Here is a 14386-nt window from a genome sequence, read left to right as displayed (position 1 = left end):
TTTCGCCTAAACCGCGCAGCTCAGACACTCCTCCACCCCCAGGTTCCGGGTGCGGGTGTAGTACAGCGACTTCAGGCCCTTTTTGGCGGCGTAGACGTAGAGCCGGGCCAGCTCGCGGGTGCTGGTCTCGCTGGTCACGTAGAGCACGGTGCTGATGCCCTGGTCTACGTGTTCTTGAATCTCGGCCACCAGGTCGATGACCCGGAACATGTCCATGTGGTAGGCCGACTTGTAGAAGAATAGCGTCTCGGGGGAAAGATAGGGCATCGGGTAGTACGTGGTGCTGTTGGCGTAGGTGCGGGTCTCGATCAGATCCACGATGGGCCCTATCGAGGGCGTGGCGTTCTGTACATAGCTGATGCTCTGGGTGGGGGCTATGGCCAGGCGGTAGGCGTGGTAAAGACCGTACCGGGCCACCTCCTCCTTGAGCCGGGCCCACTCGGTGGGGCCGGGGAGGGGGATACCCTCAAACAGGGCTTGCACCGTAGGGCGGGTGGGGCGGTAGTCGTTTTCCAGGTACTTCTCGAAGTAGCACCCATCGGCGTACTCGCTTTTCTCGAAGCCCTCAAAAGTCTGCCCCCGCTCGCGGGCGATCTGCATGGAGCGCTCGAGGCTGTGGTAGTTCACCGCCATGAAGAAAGCCCGGACGAACTCCCTGGCCTCCGCCGACTCGTAGCGGATGAAGTGCTTGGCCAGATACCCGTGCAGGTTCATGGCCCCCAACCCCACCGAGTGAAAGGCTCGGTTGGCCCGCCGAACCCCAGGGGCGTTTCGAATGTCGGAGAGATCACTCACCGCGGTAAGGGCGTCCATGGCGGTATAGACACTCTCCGCCAGGTTCTTCTGCGCCATGACGTTGACGATGTTAAGCGAGCCCAGGTTGCAGCTTACGTCGTAGCCGATCTGGTCGGGTTCGTCGTGGTCGTTGATGACCGAGGTGGTCTGAATCTGGAAGATCTCCGTACACAGGTTGGACATCTTGATCTGGCCCAGCCCTTTGAGGGGATTGCTGCGGTTGGCATTGCTCTTGTAAATGAGGTAAGGGTAGCCCGACTCGAACTGGGTCTGGGCGATCCGGGTGAGCATCCCCCGGGCGCTAATGGGCCGCTTCTTGACCTCGGGGTGGGCCACCAGGGCCTCGTACATCCGGTCGAGGTCCATATCGTCTAAGTGCTGGCCGAAGGCCATCCGCACCGAGTAGGGGGCAAACACATAGAAGTCCTCCCCTCGCTCGGCCAGCTGGAAGAACTTCTGCGGCACGATAAGGCCTATAGCCAGGGTCTGGATGCGGCTTTTCTCGTCGGCGTTGATCTTCTTGGTGTCTAAAAACTCCTCCACATCCCAGTGGAAGATGTTGAGGTAGACTGCCCCGGCTCCCTTGCGCTGGCCCATCTGGTCGGCGTAGTTGAAGGCGTCCTCAAAGAGCTTCATCACCGGCACCACGCCCTTGGCGGCGTGGGCCACCCCCTTGATGGGTTCGCCCCGGGCCCGCAGCTTGGAAAGGTTGAGGGCCACCCCGCCCCCGATCTTGGAAAGCTGCATGGCGGTGTTGAGGCCGTAGCCGATACTGTTGAGCGAGTCGTCCAGCTCGAGCAAAAAGCAGGAGACCAGCTCGCCCCGCCGGGCCCGACCCGCATTGAGAAAGGTGGGCGTGGCCGGCTGGTAGCGCTGCTCCATCATGGCCCGCACGTAGGCTTTGGCCTGGTTCACATTGCCCTGGGCCAGATACAGGGCCACGGCCACGACCCGGTCGGGGTAGTCCTCCAGGTAGTGTTTCTTGTCGTCGCTTTTCAGGGCGTAGTCCTTGTAGAACTTGGAGATGGCCATGAAGCTCTGGAAGGCGAAGGGGTAGCTATGGGCCAGGGCCACGATTTCGGCCAGGTCTTCTTCCCGATAAAGCCGGAAGAAGTCCTCGTAGTAGCCCTCGGCGATGAGGGTACGCAGACGCTGGATAGGGTCCTGAAAGACCCGCTTTTTGCACGTGACCTCCTGGGCAAAGGCCCGTATGGCTTCCTGGTCCTTGCCCAGATCGAAGAACCCCTCCGGGGTGCGCCGGATGAGCTGGCTGTTCAGTTCTAGATAGTTGGGGATTGTGGTCGTCATTTTTCCTCCAGGGTCGACAAAATTTGCCTGAAGCGCTCGGTGTCCTCGGGCCAGCCGGATAGCTCAAACTTCAGCAGCACCGGCACGCCCAACAGCTCGCTCAGGGTATCGGCGGCGCGGGCAAAGTTTGGCCCCCAGCTGCGGTTGCCGCTGGCCGCCACCCCACGAATAAACCTCCGGTGGGCCTGGGCAAAGGCCCGTACCTCGGGGGGCACCTGACCGAAGCCGGTGGTGTAGGTCACCAGGACGCAAGGATGTGTGATCCTCTCCCGGCCACTTTCAATGCGCAGGGTAGGGTAGCCCAGCTTTGCGACGAAGCGGGCCACATTACCGGTTTTGGAAGCGTAGGCAATCAACATAAAGCCTCTGTACCTGCGGCCCTATGGGCCCACAGGTTCTCGCAAAAAGCCCTTTTATTTAGGAGGCACCTGGTTGTAGGGAATGTTTCTTCACCGAAACCATCCTTTCCGCCCTTGACGCGAGGGCTAGGGATTCAAGCCAGGGCAGGCATTCGGGCTTGTGGGCCTAATGCCCCATCACCGTTGCGCGACAGCCGCGGATTCGCACCGCACTTCCCCTGTCACCCGCTTGTGTGTCCACATATTGTGGACACCGCGTAAAACAATACTATATGTCGTAGCAAATGTCTAGGGAAAAGGGCTTAATAATCGGGCAAAAGGTGGTTCCGATAGAGATACTCCCGCTTCAGCGCACCACCGTTCCCGCGCCGGCCAGCGCCGCTGAGATGGGCCGCTCTATCCGCGCGTCGCCGAACACCACCCGGCCTACCCCACCCTGCACCGCTTCCACCGCGCCCAGTACCTTTTTCTTCATCCGGCCCTGGGCCACGCTCATGTACTGGGGGTCGCTGACCCGGGCAGCGGGAATCTCCTTGATTAGGCTCGACTCATCGGGGAAGTTGGCCAAAAGCCCGGGAACGTTGGACAGGAGCAACAAGGCCTCGGCCCGCATGGCCTGGGCTAGCAAGGCGGCAGCGGTGTCGCCATCGGTATTGATGGCCTCGCCCTGGTAGGACACCGCCGGGGGGGTCAGCACCGGTAGATACCCCGCCTCCAGAAGCAGGCTCAGTAAAGCCGTATTCACCTTTTCCACCGAGCCGGTGTAGTCGCCGCGGTGGATTTTGATTTTGCCGTTCTCGAGGTACTTGACCGCCTCTTTGCGCCTGCCCTCGAAGATGCGCCCATCCAGCCCGCTCAAGCCCACCGCGTTCACACCCTCCTTTTGCAAAAGCTCCACGATGCGCTTATTGACCAGGCCGCAGTAGACCATCTCGAAGATTTCCAGGGTCTTGCGGTCGGTGAGGCGGCTGGTCAGGCCGCCGGGGTGGGTCAGGAATTGCGGCGGGTGGCCCAGGGCCTCGGCGATTTTGTTGGTCTCGCTGCTGCCGCCGTGCACCAGGACAAGTCTCTGGCCCGCTTTCCATAAAGCTGCCGCATCCTTGGCCACCGCCTCGTAGTTGATGCCTTCCGAACCGCCTACCTTTACAACAATCATCGACCAACCTCTAGCCAGTCATCATACCGATTTTTTGTAGGCGTCGGGGAAATGCCGTTCCATGAAGCGCTCAGGGGCGGCCAGGGGCCTGAACCCGTAGCGGGCATAGAACTCGTGCGCATCGCGGGTAGCCAGCATCCAGCGGCGCAGGCCCTGTAGCTCCGGGTAGGACAGGATAACCTCCATCAGCCACTGGCCCAGCCCAGCACCCCGATGGGCCTCCAGCACGTACACATCGGCCAGGTAGGCAAAGGTGGCCCGGTCGGTGATGACCCGGACCCAGCCTACTTGTTCTTTGCCCTGGTAAAGGCCAAAGGCCAGCGAGTTCTGGAAAGCCCGCGCGACCACCTCAAACGGAATCCCTGGCGACTAGTAGGCTTGGTGGGCCAGGTAATGGTGTACCCGGGCCAGGTCGAAGCGGGAAAAATCGGTGCTAATGGTGTAGGGGCCTTTTTGCCACTCCATTTTCTACTCTAGTGGATAGAGTTCCGGGCGCAAAAAGGGGGGCAGGGCCAACTCTATGGTGTGGCGCCAGAACTCAAGGCGCTCGATGCGGGAAAGGGTCAGGATACCCACTGCGCCAAGGCCCTTCTTGGTGTCTTTTTTGCCCACCAGCTCATCCATGACGAGCCCCAACTCCTGGCCCAAGCGCAGCCGCTCGCCCACCACGGGCGGCAACAGTACCGAGCCTCCCCGGGCTATACCCCTACGGCCATCGGCGCGCAGCAGCACGGCCACATTGAAAAGCCAGCTCCCATGGGCGTTGAACTCCACCCCGGCCTCGAGGCCCACCCCCCAGGTGGCCCCCGGCTGGGCCAGCGCGGCTTTGGCCCGGTTTTCCGCGCCCAAAAAGGTCTCGTCGTAGCCCACCGGCTGGTCACGCACCCCGCTCGCTACCGCTACCCCCCGAACCTCCAGCCCAGGGAAAAGCTCAGCGAACACCAGGCGCACAGGCTCGAGTTTGGCGGGATTGGTGCTGCCCACTACTACCATAGGCCCCAGGCTACCGCATTAAGGGGCCTTTGTAAGCCGGCTTGAGCCTGGCCTACCCGTGTTGCTAGAATGTGCAACATGGGGGGCAGTGCTGTGAAACTCATCGACAACTACGGACGCCTCATCAAGGACTTGCGCATCTCGGTCACACCGCGCTGCAACCTACATTGCCTATACTGCCACCCTCTGGGCTGGGAGCAAAGCGAGCCCCCCGGCACGCTCTCGGTGGAGGATGTGCGCCGCTTCATGCAGGCCATGCAAATGCTGGGCCTCGAGTCGGTGCGCTTTACCGGCGGCGAACCTTTGGTGCGCAAGGAACTCCCCGAGATGATCGCGGCTGCCAAGGAGCTGGGCATCCCCGACATCGCCATCACCACCAACGGCCTGCTGTTCAAGCGCAAGGCCAAGGCGCTGGTGGATGCTGGCCTGAGGCGGATCAACCTCTCGATGGACGCGGTGACACCTGAGGTGTTCCGGGCCATGACCCGGGGTGGTGAGGTCAAAAAGGTCTGGGAGGCTATCGAGACGGCCTGGGAGCTGGGGCTGCACCCAGTGAAGATCAACGCGGTGATGATCCGCGGTATGAACGATGGCGAGGTAATCCCACTGGCCGCGCTTTCCTTGGACAAGCCCCTCGAGGTGCGCTTTCTGGAGTACATGCACCTCGACAACTCCAACCCTGAACTCTACCAGCAGCGCTTCATCCCCGGTGCCGAGACCAAGGCCCGCATCGAGGCCCACTTTGGCCCCCTGGAACAAATAGCCCACGACCCCACCGCCCCTGCCCGGGTCTACCGCATTCCTGGGGCGGTTGGTCGCATCGGCTTCATCAACCCGGTAGCCGAGCCTTTCTGCTCCAAGTGTTCCCGCCTGCGCCTGACCGCCGACAAGAAGATCCGCCCCTGTTTGCTCACCGAGCTGGAAATGGACATCGCCTGGGCTTTTGCCGCCCCTAACCCAGTCGAGGCTCTGGTAGATGCCATCCTGCTGGCCACCCAGCGCAAACCTGCCTTTGGCAACACCTTGCCCACCCTGCGCCAGCGGGTCATGGTGGGGATTGGGGGCTAGACAACCCCGTAGTTGTAGGTCTCGTTGCGACCGTTTTTGTCCACAACGGCCCACCAGCGGTGCTCAGAAAGGCTGGGCATCTCCAAGAGAAACACCCAGCACTTCCGTGGGTCTTCCCCTCCATCGGGCTGGATGGGGCTTTCGGGGGTGATGAGGGAAAGCTGCGAATCCCCGGCATTCATGAAATCCTTGACCGCGTTTTGCAGCTCTTCGCTGTCAGGCTCATCGGAAAGGTCGTAGGCCGAAGGGTCGGCTTCGATCAGGCTCCGGGGGCTTTGGTCGTCCTCGCCATCCTCAATGAAGCTGCAGATGGCGGCCTCCAACGCCTCGAGGAAAGCCTCCTCGTCGCTTACCTGGGGTACTTCCACGTTGAGATCGGGCACCCCCAGGGCTTTCAGTAAGGATTCGATTCGCTGCTGCAGGGCCATACAAAGCTCGTTTTGACTACATAACCACAAAGGCCCCCGGCGGTCAAGCCGTCGGTGGGCCCATTTGCTGTTTCATTAGCTGCCCTTTTGGGATTTGAAGCGCTCGAGGCAGGCCTTGACCTCGGCCACGGCCCCGGCCCTATCCTTCCAGCCCGAGACCTTGACCCACTTGCCCTTGTGGGCCTCGAGGGCCTTGTAGGTCTCGAAGAAGTTTTGAATCTCCTCCTTGAAGGCCTTGGGCAAGTCGGCCAGGTCCTGGATGTGATCCCAGCGGGGGTCTTCGGCCACCACGCCGATGATCTTGGCATCGCCCCCCTTCTCGTCTTGCATGTCCACCATGCCCACCACCCGCACATCCACCACCACCCCGGGCAACAAGGGGTAGGTGGAAAGGATAATGCCATCCAAAGGGTCGCCGTCCTCGGCCAGGGAGGATGGGATAAAGCCGTAATCGCCGGGATAAAACTGGGCTGTAGGCAGCACCCGGTCGAGCTTGATGGCCTCGAGGTCGGGGTCATACTCGTACTTATTGGCCGATCCGCGCGGTACTTCAATGACCATATGCACGATCTCAGGGGCTTTTTTACCAGCCGGGAGGTTTTTGAGGTTCGCCATAGCGCTCCTATTCTGACATCCTCCCGCAAAAGCAGCAAAGGCTTCGGCAAAAACGAAGGGTCAGGGTTGCAGGGGAAAAGTGGCCGGGATAGCATGGTTGTTAGTATGTACTTACTTGCTAACTTCGCGGAGCCGGACACGACCCGGACAGCTCTGATGCGCTCGGGGCTGGAACTCCTGGCCGAAAAGGGCTACAAAGGAGCCACCACCCGCGAAATTGCTGCCAGGGCAGGGGTTTCCGAGATTACGCTATTTCGCCACTTTGGCAGCAAGGAAGCCCTGTTGCAGGAGGCTGTGCAGAAGCTTACGCCTCCGGTAGAACAGGTGCTGCCCCTGCGCACGAGGAACCTCGAGGCCGACCTGCTGCACCTGACCGAGCGCTACGTGCAGATGCTCGAGGCCAACCAGGGCCTTCTGGTGCGGCTTTTGCCGGAGCTGGCCCGTCATCCGGAGTTGCGCGGGGCAGAAGGGCCTGCTGGTTTCAATCAGGCCATCTCCAGCGTGCTCGAGTACATCACCGGGCTGCAAAAAGCCGGCCTGCTCCGCGAGGAGTCCCCCTTTCAGGCCGCCCTTGCGCTGCTGGGACCGCTCTTTGCCAGGGTGCTGCTTTTTGGGGCGATGGGGGTTCACCCACCGTTCGATTTGAAAGCCCATGTGAAGGGCTTTTTGGAAGGGAGACGCCGTGGTCAGCGTTGAACAGGTCTCGAGGCAGTTTGGCAAGCTGGCGGCCCTGGACAGGGTGAGCTTGCAGGTTCGGTCAGGTGAGGTGTTTGGCCTGCTGGGCCCCAACGGTTCGGGCAAAACCACCCTGATTCGTGTCCTGACCGGGGTTCTGCTGCCCAGCGCCGGCAGGGCTCTGGTGGCCGGGCTGGATGTGCGCCGCTACCCCGATCGGGTCAAGGCGGCCATTGGTTATGCCACCCAGGAAGCCAGCGTCTACCGCGACCTCACCGTGCGCGAAAACCTGGAATTTCGTGCCCGGCTCTACCTGGGCGCCAGAGCCGTACCCCACGCAGTCGAGGAGACCATTCGGCGCTTTGGTTTGCAGGACTTTGCCCACCAGCTCGCCGGAGCCCTATCGGGAGGGTGGCGGCAACGGCTGGCCATCGCTCAGGCGGTGGTACACGGGCCCAAAGTGGTGTTTCTGGACGAACCCACCACCGGCCTCGACCCGGTTTCGCGCCGAACCATCTGGGATCTGATTCACCAGGAAGCGGCCAGAGGCGCGGCGGTGGTGGTGACCACCCACTACATGGACGAGGCCGAGCGCTGCCACCGGCTGGCCCTGCTCTATGGCGGCAAGGTGATTGCCCAGGGCACCCCCCACGAACTCGAGCAGCAGGCGCTGCAAAGCGCCCGGGTGGTCTACTGCCAGACCAGCCTGCCCCTGGAACAGATTCGGGCCATGCCCGGCGTGCTCGACGGCTGGCCCAGCGGCAACGGTATCCGGCTGATTCTGGAAAACAACGGCCCAACCCCCAGCCTGCCCCTGCAGACCGTCTATCCCAACCTGGAAGACGTGTTCATCGTGCTAACCCGCCAACCCTCCCCTGCCGATAATCCCGCCAGCAAAGGAGGCCCGGAGTGAACCGCATCGCAGCCCTGGCCCAAAAGGAGTTCACCCAGATTCGGCGCGACCATGTGCTCTCGAGGCTGATTGTGGGGCTTCCCATCATCATGACCCTGCTGTTCGGCTACGCCATCAACTTCACCCTCTCCGGCATCCGGCTTTCGGTCTACGACGGCTCGCAAGACCGCATCAGCCAGTACCTGCTACAGGAGCTGCAAAAAGAAAACCGTTTTGCCCTGACCCACACCGCCCAAAGCCCCGAACAGGTTACACAGGCCATTCAGGAAAACCGGGCCCGGGTGGGATTGGTCATCCCGGCCGGAGCCCTGCAAACCGTGCGGCAGGACAAAGCAGTGCAGCTCGAGGTCTACGTGGACGGCTCCGACCCCAACTTTGCCTTTCAGGCCCAGGCCGCCCTGCGCAAAGTGCTGGGCGATGTCAATAGCCGCCTGCTGGCGGGCAAGGTGCTGGCCGGAACGGCCACCACCCCGCCTCTCACCCCTACCCTCCACACCCTCTACAACCCCGAGGGTAAGACCGCCTGGTTCACCATCCCCGGCATTATCGGCCTGATTATGACCATTTTTACCGTGCTGCTTACGGCCCTCTCCATTGTGCGGGAAAACGAAAGCCGTACCATGGAATCGCTGATTTCCAGCCCCATCAAGTCTTATGAGGTGGTGCTGGGCAAGGTGCTGCCCTATTTCGTAATCGCCACACTGGTCAGCCTGGTGGTGCTCTCGATTGGGCACTGGGTGTTTGGCGTTCCGGTGCGCGGCCATCTGCTGCTGCTGGTCGGGCTGATAGTGCTCTTTGTGCTGGGTTCGCTGGGGGTAGGGGTTTTGATTTCCACCCTGGCCCGTAGCCAGATCCAGGCGGTGTTTGGCACGTTTGCCTACATCCTGCCCACCATCTTTCTTTCGGGGTTTGTGTTTCCGGTAGAGGGCATGCCCCTCTTTTTCAAGTGGTTGTCGGCCATCATCCCGGCCCGCTACCTGATCGAGGGTACACGCGGGGTGATGCTGCGGGGAGCTGGCCTCGAGACCCTCTAGATAGACCTGCTGGCCCTAATCATTTTCAGTGTGGCCGTGCTAGGCTTGGCAAGCCTGCGCTTTGGCAAGCGGCTGGCGGCTTAGAGGGGTTGGGAGCGCTGCACACGGTGCAAAAGCCAATGGAGATTAGCGTGTTTCAGGTCAGACGGGTACACTGCCACTACATCGCTCGAGTTTTGCGCCTGGTCATGGTCGCGCTGGGCCTGAAGCTCTCGGCCTTTGGCCTGGGGCAGTCCCTCACCTTTGGGCTTTATGGCCGCCTGGCCCCCGACCATCTGACCCCTACCATAGAGGCCACCCTCCCGCTGGGCGGTTTGGACCTGCAGGCCCGGTTTCAGCAAGACGCCCTGGGGGTCGGTTTGGGGAGCGCCCTGGAGTTTAGCGCCCTAGGGCGGGTAAGCTACCAGCTCGAGGCCAGTCTGGGCTTGGCTGGCTGGGGCGTGGGAGGACGGGCCAGCGGAATCTTTGGGCCGGTCGCAGCCCGTGTAGAAGCCCTTTACAGCAATACCCTGCGCAACAATCTGTGGGTGGGCGAGGAAGCCGAGGGTGGATTGAAGGTGGGGCTCTTGGGGCGCTACCGCCTCGACCCTCGGCAGACTTTGGGCGGGCAGGTGGGCTTCAAAAACGACCTGGCCGGCATCGCTAGGGGCATGGCCGAGCTGAGCTATGCCCTGCGCCAGACCCAGACCTACACCTTTGGTCTGGGAATAGAGGACTCCCGCATCTACGGCCTGCTGGGCTGGCGGGGGGAGCTAGATGAAGCGGGAACCCTGCTCGAGGCCACCCTGCGGGCCGGGCAGCTCAACCGGCTGGAGGCAGCCCTGACCGCTCCATTGGACGACGAAGCGCTCAACAATCTTAAGCTGCGCCTAACCGCGGCCTATCCCTGGGCTGCTAGCCTGGGCATAGAGGCCTATGGCTTCCGCGCCGACGCCGGCTACGATGGTGGATTTTCCCTATGGCTGCGCTACACCCTCAACCTTGGAGGCAACGAATGAAGAAGCTACTAGCCATTGCTGTTCTCGCCCTTGGCCTGGTCGTGGCCCAGTCCATCGCCGAGATCACCCGCCAGGTGCAGACCAACCTGGATCGCTCCCCCTGGGAAGCGACCCTCACCGGCCGGGTTCAACTGCCCGACGGCAGCACCCAGGAGGCCGAGTTCCGCTTGCAGGTCATTCCGGGCCGGGAGCCGCTGGCCCGGGTAGAGTTCAAAAAACCCGCAGCCCTGGAAGGCAACTTTGTGGTCATCTCCGATAAGGAAGTCTGGAACTACCTGTTCCTGACCAACCAGGTGATTATTCAGCCTCGAGCCAAGGCCAGAGTAGAGGGCCTGGGGGTCAACCTGACCGACCTGGGCGACTTCAACCAGCTCGCCGAGCGGGTTACCCTGCGGCTACTGGGCGAACAAAACACCCCTGCCGGCGCAGCCTGGCGCATCGGCGGTACCCCCAAGGACGCCTCGCTGGGCTTTGCCAGCATGGAAATCCTGGTGCTCAAGGCCGACCCCCGCCCCATCGCCCTCACCCTGCGCGATAGCCAGAACCGGGTGCTGGCCGACCTCAGCTTCCAGAACTTCCGCCGGGCCAACCTGACCCCTCAGGCCCTGCGCAAACGGCCCGCCGATGCCGAGGTGTTGCGGCGCAACTGAGTTATGGATGGGCTTCACTTGCGCTGAGGGGGAATTTCGGCAGCTCAGGTTCCGCTAGCCACCGGCGGCACCGCTCTAGCGTGTTTAGCCAGTCGTTCACTACCAGATACTCCTCTGGGGTGTGCTCGTGGTAGTACCCGATGCTCAGATTGACCCCGCAGATGTCCTGGCAAAGGGTGACAATATCGGTACTTCTCTTGCGGTCTGGCTCGGTATAGCCGGTTTTCTCCTGAACGTAGCTCCTGAAGGCCTCGGTGCCCACTGTGTAGCACTTAAAATCCTTGGCGCCGCATCTGTCTAGCTGGATCACAAACTGGTGCTCCGCGTTAATGCGTTGGAAGAGATCAGGATGCTCTTGCCTTAGCCAATGGCTACCTTTGCTGCCTTCTTCCTCACCGCTGGTTATAAGGATGGAGTGCCCCATGTCCTTGAGCAGCCAGATCATGGCGCAGCCGGCCCGATCGTCAGCGCCTAGACCGCCTTTCTTATTTCGGATGACACCATCTTTGCACTCGAGTTCCTTTGGTTCGAACCCATGTGGACGGCCATACTGCTCATCCCAGTAGGTGTCAGCATGGGCGACCAACAAAACTTTGCTGGCTCGCTCACCCGCGATGAATAAAAAGCGCTCCAACCCTGTGCCCAAAAGAAGAGCACCGGGCAGCCGGGTGAATCGGTCAAACACTCCATCCGCGCTTCCCAACGGAATTTCCAGGAAATCCATCAGGACATCCAGCTCTTCCACAAACCACCTTCTCGAAATGCTTAGCTGAGGTATCTATGTCGCTTCGCCCCATTATTCCACTGGATACCTAAGCCTCAAAGCCCTGTATCCTGTACCCATGCGCTTGGGCCAGCGGGGCGAGGGGTACGTGGTGGGGCAGTTTGCCCTGCTGGGCCTGCTGGTGCTGGCGCTGTGGCTCACGCCTTCCTTTAGCCCGCCCTGGCTCCCCTGGCTGGGGCGGGGGCTGGCTGGGGTGGGCCTGGGGGTGCTGCTGCTGGCAGCCTGGCAGCTAGGGCCCAGCCTGACCGCGCTGCCTTGGCCCCGGCCCCAGGGGTTCCTGGTGCAAAAGGGGCTCTACCGGGTGGTGCGGCACCCCATCTATACCGGGGTCTTGCTGTGGGCGCTGGGCAGCAGCCTGGCCCATCTAAACCTTTGGACCCTCTTGTTGTGGGGGCTTTTGTTTGGGTGGCTCGACCGGAAGGCCAGCCTCGAGGAGCGCTGGCTGGCAGAGCGCTACCCCGAGTACGCCGGCTACCGGCGCCGGGTGCGCAAGCTCATTCCCTGGGTGTACTAGGTGGGCTTTGTTGCTCCAGCCAGGCCCACAGGCGCTCATCGGTGAAGTCGGCCACTGCGAGGAAGGCCCCGGCTTCCTCCAGCCGGTGGGCCGGGTGGCCGGTGGTCAGGGCCACCGTGCGCAGGCCAGCCCCCACCGCCGAGCGCACCCCCGAGGGCGAGTCCTCGAAGGCCAGCGCCTCCTCGGGGCCCAGGCCCAGTTGGGCCAGCGCGGTGCGGTAGGGCAGCGGGTCGGGTTTGCCGGCGGGGAGTTCCTCGGAGAGCACCGTGCAGTCAAAATGCAGGCCCAGCCGCTTCAGCATGTGCTCTGCGTTTTGCCTGGGGGCGTTGCTGACCAGGGCTAGGCGCAGCCTATGGCCGTTGGCCCAGGCCCATAGCTCTTGCAACCCTGGCAGGGGGGTAACTCCAGCGGCCAGCTCACGGAAGCGGGCCTCTTTTTGCTCGATGAAGGCTGCAGCCTCGGCAGGCGAGAGCTGGGGCAGCAGCCGCGCCACAATCTCCGGGTTAAGACCCCCGCTGATCTGGGTCTGGTAGTAGTGGTGGTCGGCCTGGATGCCGTAGCGGGCAAGGCCCTCGAGCCAGGCCTGCTCGTGCAGCCGGTCGGTGTCGGCCAGGGTGCCGTCAAGGTCGAAGAGCAGCGCTTTGAGCTTCACTGTTTCTCCAGAGCAGGTAGGTCGTGCCCGCCATCCCGCCCACCACACAGAGCATACCCAGGGCCAGGCTTTCTTTGGGCACCAGGGCAAAAGCCGCCGGAACCAGGCTGCCCCCTACGGCGGCTGCGTAGAACAGGTAGGCCAGGGCCGGGTAGCCGATGTGCCGCTGGGTAAAAGCGTAGAGGGTGGGAAAAGTGGGGGCAAGCAAGAACCCCACCAGGGGAAACAACCAGGCTACCGGGGGCAGCAGGTAACACAGCGCCACCAGGGCGGCCCCTAGGTGAAGCCCGGCCAACCGAGCCAGCGGGTGCACGGCCATCAGACCCGCCAACAACCAGCGCCCTAGGGTAAGCCCTACCCAGTACAGGGAGAGCAACACCCCCACCACCTTAGCGTCGTAGTCCAGGTGGCGCAAATACAGGCCAGAGAAGCTAGAGATCACCAGCTCCACCGCTACATAGGCCAGGATGGAGGCCAGTACCCAGGGCAAAAGCTGGGGCCTTGAAGGGGTGCTCGAGGCCGAAACCTTGGGCTGTACGGCCGGGGCCTGCCAGAGCAACAACGCCGCCAAAACGGCTAGAAAAGCCAGAATGGCATACCCCCAGCGCCAGGGCAACCAGACCATTAGCAAAGGAGAAAGCACCGCCCTCAGACCAAAAGCGGCGTTTACTCGCCCCAGCACCAGCATCTGCCCCCGGGTATACAGCTCTAAAGGCAGGGCGTTGCAGTGAAAGTTAGCCGTAGAAACGCCAAAGCCTAGAAAGAGCGCCGCCAGGTAAATCCCCTCTGCCCTCCCGGCCCCAGCTACCAGCAGTAGCCCCAGGCCCTCGGCCAGCAAAGCTAGGGAAAGCCAGGGGTGGCGCCGGCGCATGCGGCTGCTCCAAAAAGTGCCCAGCAAAACCCCTACGAAGAACAGGTTGAAGTACCAGGCCAACCCTCGGCCCAGGCCCAACTCAGCCTGCCAAGCAGACACAACGGCCCCTACCGCTGCCCCAACGGCCCCGGTCATGAAAAGCCCCAGGGCACTCCCCAGCGTTAGCCGCCGGCGCAGGGCCTGAACACTCGTTTCCATGCACAACCCCTGGCAAGTTTCTTCACAATTTACCGACGCCGTTTTGATAAAAAACCCCGGCTTGCGCCGGGCGATCTGGTGACCCCAAGGGGATTCGAACCCCTGCCGCCGCCTTGAAAGGGCGGTGACCTAACCGCTAGTCGATGGGGCCAGAAGGTTCCTGAGCCTCTTCAATAAAAAACTGGCTGGGGCACGTGGATTCGAACCACGATTGACGGAGCCAGAATCCGTAGTCCTGCCGTTAGACGATGCCCCAGCGAGCTGCGCCTGTCTAAAGCAGGCAATGGGTATAGTACAAAATGACCCTGGTTTTGACAAGGTGTTGTAATCGGTCAACACATGTGAGACTGGGGAACCGACTCCTCCTGCATC

At 62.0% G+C, this 14386-nt stretch carries 16 protein-coding genes, 2 tRNA genes, 1 pseudogene and 1 riboswitch; of the genes and pseudogenes, 7 read left to right on the top strand and 12 right to left on the bottom strand.

All coding sequences use genetic code 11. The features are described 5' to 3' along the window. Positions 1–6: 6 nt before the first annotated feature. The 5 genes from nrdE to yjjX form a co-directional block, all read right to left on the bottom strand. Complete coding sequence (gene nrdE / locus G552_RS0113800; RefSeq protein ID WP_036271049.1) at positions 7–2103, bottom strand: class 1b ribonucleoside-diphosphate reductase subunit alpha; 2097 nt, start codon at positions 2101–2103, stop codon at positions 7–9. After that, positions 2100–2462 (bottom strand): class Ib ribonucleoside-diphosphate reductase assembly flavoprotein NrdI, encoded by a 363-nt coding sequence (nrdI, locus tag G552_RS0113795; protein WP_027883512.1) that lies wholly within the window; start codon positions 2460–2462, stop codon positions 2100–2102. The genes nrdE and nrdI overlap by 4 nt, the downstream gene beginning before the upstream one ends. Positions 2463–2588: 126 nt before the next feature. Next, positions 2589–2735, bottom strand: a riboswitch (cobalamin riboswitch). Positions 2736–2808: 73 nt separating this feature from the next. After that, a complete protein-coding gene (locus G552_RS0113790; RefSeq protein ID WP_027883511.1) occupies positions 2809–3618 on the bottom strand; it encodes a [LysW]-aminoadipate kinase in 810 nt (269 codons plus the stop codon). 21 nt (positions 3619–3639) lie between these two features. Beyond that, the gene (locus G552_RS15730) at positions 3640–3966 is read right to left on the bottom strand and encodes a GNAT family N-acetyltransferase (protein ID WP_211224833.1); all 327 of its coding nucleotides are present in this window, start codon (positions 3964–3966) and stop codon (positions 3640–3642) included. A 120-nt stretch (positions 3967–4086) separates the two neighbouring features. Continuing rightward, a complete protein-coding gene (yjjX, locus tag G552_RS0113780) occupies positions 4087–4611 on the bottom strand; it encodes an inosine/xanthosine triphosphatase (RefSeq protein ID WP_027883510.1) in 525 nt (174 codons plus the stop codon). 93 nt (positions 4612–4704) lie between these two features. Here yjjX and moaA point away from each other — a divergent pair, with 93 nt between their 5' ends. Continuing rightward, on the top strand, positions 4705–5679 hold the full coding sequence (moaA, locus tag G552_RS0113775) for a GTP 3',8-cyclase MoaA (RefSeq protein WP_027883509.1): 975 nt from the start codon (positions 4705–4707) through the stop codon (positions 5677–5679). Here the strand turns inward: moaA and G552_RS0113770 are convergent. Further along, entirely contained in the window at positions 5676–6107 is a 432-nt protein-coding gene (locus tag G552_RS0113770) for a hypothetical protein (protein ID WP_027883508.1), read from the bottom strand. The two genes, moaA and G552_RS0113770, sit on opposite strands and share 4 nt — an antisense overlap. A gap of 75 nt (positions 6108–6182) precedes the next feature. Further along, the gene (locus G552_RS0113765; protein WP_027883507.1) at positions 6183–6722 is read right to left on the bottom strand and encodes an inorganic diphosphatase; all 540 of its coding nucleotides are present in this window, start codon (positions 6720–6722) and stop codon (positions 6183–6185) included. A gap of 105 nt (positions 6723–6827) precedes the next feature. On the opposite strand from G552_RS0113765, the gene G552_RS0113760 reads away from it, so the two are divergent. The 5 genes and pseudogenes from G552_RS0113760 to G552_RS0113740 all read left to right on the top strand — a co-directional run bounded on the left by G552_RS0113760 (position 6828) and on the right by G552_RS0113740 (position 10992). After that, positions 6828–7418 carry a TetR/AcrR family transcriptional regulator gene (locus tag G552_RS0113760; protein WP_027883506.1) on the top strand — a complete coding sequence of 197 codons (591 nt, stop codon included), beginning with the start codon at positions 6828–6830 and terminating at the stop codon, positions 7416–7418. Further along, on the top strand, positions 7405–8310 hold the full coding sequence (locus G552_RS0113755; protein WP_027883505.1) for an ABC transporter ATP-binding protein: 906 nt from the start codon (positions 7405–7407) through the stop codon (positions 8308–8310). Before G552_RS0113760 ends, G552_RS0113755 begins: the two co-directional genes overlap by 14 nt. Then, positions 8307–9428: pseudogene (locus tag G552_RS15725) on the top strand (ABC transporter permease). The gene G552_RS0113755 and the pseudogene G552_RS15725 overlap by 4 nt, the downstream one beginning before the upstream one ends. A 47-nt stretch (positions 9429–9475) precedes the next feature. Continuing rightward, complete coding sequence (locus G552_RS0113745) at positions 9476–10342, top strand: hypothetical protein (RefSeq protein ID WP_245575214.1); 867 nt, start codon at positions 9476–9478, stop codon at positions 10340–10342. Continuing rightward, on the top strand, positions 10339–10992 hold the full coding sequence (locus tag G552_RS0113740) for an outer membrane lipoprotein carrier protein LolA (protein WP_027883503.1): 654 nt from the start codon (positions 10339–10341) through the stop codon (positions 10990–10992). The genes G552_RS0113745 and G552_RS0113740 overlap by 4 nt, the downstream gene beginning before the upstream one ends. Before the next feature lies 1 nt (position 10993). On the opposite strand, the gene G552_RS0113735 is transcribed toward G552_RS0113740, so the two are convergent. Next, positions 10994–11737, bottom strand: coding sequence for a zinc-binding metallopeptidase family protein (locus G552_RS0113735; RefSeq protein WP_027883502.1), 744 nt, complete (start codon positions 11735–11737; stop codon positions 10994–10996). 97 nt (positions 11738–11834) lie between these two features. Here G552_RS0113735 and G552_RS0113730 point away from each other — a divergent pair, with 97 nt between their 5' ends. Further along, a complete protein-coding gene (locus G552_RS0113730; RefSeq protein WP_027883501.1) occupies positions 11835–12290 on the top strand; it encodes a methyltransferase family protein in 456 nt (151 codons plus the stop codon). Here G552_RS0113730 and G552_RS15720 read toward each other — a convergent pair. The 4 genes from G552_RS15720 to G552_RS0113710 form a co-directional block, all read right to left on the bottom strand. Then, positions 12271–12942, bottom strand: coding sequence for an HAD family hydrolase (locus G552_RS15720; RefSeq protein WP_036271046.1), 672 nt, complete (start codon positions 12940–12942; stop codon positions 12271–12273). The two genes, G552_RS0113730 and G552_RS15720, sit on opposite strands and share 20 nt — an antisense overlap. Further along, complete coding sequence (locus tag G552_RS0113720) at positions 12911–14014, bottom strand: MFS transporter (protein ID WP_027883500.1); 1104 nt, start codon at positions 14012–14014, stop codon at positions 12911–12913. Before G552_RS0113720 ends, G552_RS15720 begins: the two co-directional genes overlap by 32 nt. Positions 14015–14090: 76 nt before the next feature. Continuing rightward, positions 14091–14165: transfer RNA gene (locus G552_RS0113715), tRNA-Glu, on the bottom strand. Positions 14166–14196: 31 nt separating this feature from the next. After that, positions 14197–14270: transfer RNA gene (locus tag G552_RS0113710), tRNA-Gln, on the bottom strand. Positions 14271–14386: the final 116 nt, after the last annotated feature.

Origin of the sequence: Meiothermus rufus DSM 22234 (assembly GCF_000423425.1) — a bacterium.
Lineage (GTDB): Bacteria > Deinococcota > Deinococci > Deinococcales > Thermaceae > Meiothermus > Meiothermus rufus.
The sequence above is the reverse complement of the archived record's forward strand: the minus strand, read 5'-3'. Positions and strand labels throughout refer to the sequence as shown.

Coding starts and splice junctions, on each gene's coding strand:
- nrdE (WP_036271049.1), bottom strand. CDS start 2,103: ATGACGACCACAATCCCCAACTATCTAGAACTGAACAGCCAGCTCATC.
- nrdI (WP_027883512.1), bottom strand. CDS start 2,462: ATGTTGATTGCCTACGCTTCCAAAACCGGTAATGTGGCCCGCTTCGTC.
- G552_RS0113790 (WP_027883511.1), bottom strand. CDS start 3,618: ATGATTGTTGTAAAGGTAGGCGGTTCGGAAGGCATCAACTACGAGGCG.
- yjjX (WP_027883510.1), bottom strand. CDS start 4,611: ATGGTAGTAGTGGGCAGCACCAATCCCGCCAAACTCGAGCCTGTGCGC.
- G552_RS0113770 (WP_027883508.1), bottom strand. CDS start 6,107: ATGGCCCTGCAGCAGCGAATCGAATCCTTACTGAAAGCCCTGGGGGTG.
- G552_RS0113765 (WP_027883507.1), bottom strand. CDS start 6,722: ATGGCGAACCTCAAAAACCTCCCGGCTGGTAAAAAAGCCCCTGAGATC.
- G552_RS0113760 (WP_027883506.1), top strand. CDS start 6,828: ATGTACTTACTTGCTAACTTCGCGGAGCCGGACACGACCCGGACAGCT.
- G552_RS0113740 (WP_027883503.1), top strand. CDS start 10,339: ATGAAGAAGCTACTAGCCATTGCTGTTCTCGCCCTTGGCCTGGTCGTG.
- G552_RS0113730 (WP_027883501.1), top strand. CDS start 11,835: ATGCGCTTGGGCCAGCGGGGCGAGGGGTACGTGGTGGGGCAGTTTGCC.
- G552_RS0113720 (WP_027883500.1), bottom strand. CDS start 14,014: ATGGAAACGAGTGTTCAGGCCCTGCGCCGGCGGCTAACGCTGGGGAGT.